The 1038-nt window shown below is 48.4% G+C and carries 2 protein-coding genes; both read right to left on the bottom strand.

What is annotated here, in order from left to right:
• A partial coding sequence (locus D5S03_RS07635; protein ID WP_287043321.1) for a hypothetical protein occupies window positions 1–239 on the bottom strand: 239 nt, incomplete at its 3' end.
• A gap of 11 nt (window positions 240–250) precedes the next feature.
• A partial coding sequence (locus D5S03_RS07630; RefSeq protein ID WP_287043319.1) for a secretin GspD/PilQ domain-containing protein occupies window positions 251–1038 on the bottom strand: 788 nt, incomplete at its 5' end.

Below are 1038 nucleotides of genomic sequence, written 5' to 3'. Positions count from 1 at the left end.
GATGTGAGCAAAAGAAAGGTGCCCCGGGGCAGATCACTGCTTTCCGGGCCGGACAGGTTGGCCCATACAGGGACCATTTTCAGGGAGCCCCAGCTTGAACCTTCCACCACCAGGTCAATTTTCATTTCCCGGCCGATGGGAAGCTTACGTTCTCCTGGTATAAAGAATCCCTTCTGACCCAGAAAGCTTTCCTGCCAGATGCTGCGCAGGTCTCTGGATGAGGGCAGTTTCAGTTCCATGCGTTACTTCTCTACTGGATTTTTGGACGGATGAATATGAGCAGCTCGTCCATATTTTCTTCTACTAGTTCATGCTTAAAGAGCCAGCCCAGAATAGGTAGCCTTGATAGTGGTGGTATGCCAGTCTCCCTTTGACTTTCTGATAACTTTTTGATTCCTCCAATTACTATGGTTTCACCATCTTCTGCAAACAGGGTGGTTTCAGCTTTTTTTACCTCAATATTACCTCCTTCGCCTGGAGCATTGTCACTGACCTCAAGGTTCAGTATGAGGTTGTTGTCAGGTGTGATTTGAGGTGTAACAATCAACTCAAGAGTTGCTGGCACGTATTCACGCCTGGTTCTGAGGTCTGCGTCAATGACATCGACTGCAACATCTGTTCCTTGCTCGATTTTGGCTTCCTGGTTGTTTAAGGTCATAATCTGAGGTGCAGAGATTGTGTTTGATTTCCCTTGAGACTCACCCAAGCGTAATCTTGCTTCCAGCACAGAAAAACTCTGGCCTTCATGACCCATATAACCAACACCGAGAAGACCTTCTAAATCGCTTGGGAAGTTGAAAGTATCCGGTGAGATAATGTTTGAATCCAGTCCTGGAGACTGGTATGCAAAGCCCCAATCGACACCCAGTTCGCGGCGAAAACTCTCTGTAGCATATACCACCCTGGCTTCTATAAGCACCTGCCGTTCAGGACGATCAAGATTATCTATCAGTTGAGTGATTTCTTCAAGCTGGGAGGGAGTATCCCGGACTATCAGGGTGTTGGTGCGCGCGTCCTGAGTCACCCGGCCCCTTTCGG

It is taken from the genome of Desulfonatronospira sp. MSAO_Bac3, from assembly GCF_003838035.1.
Lineage (GTDB): Bacteria > Desulfobacterota > Desulfovibrionia > Desulfovibrionales > Desulfonatronovibrionaceae > Desulfonatronospira > Desulfonatronospira thiodismutans.
This window is presented reverse-complemented; position numbering and strand designations above follow the sequence as displayed.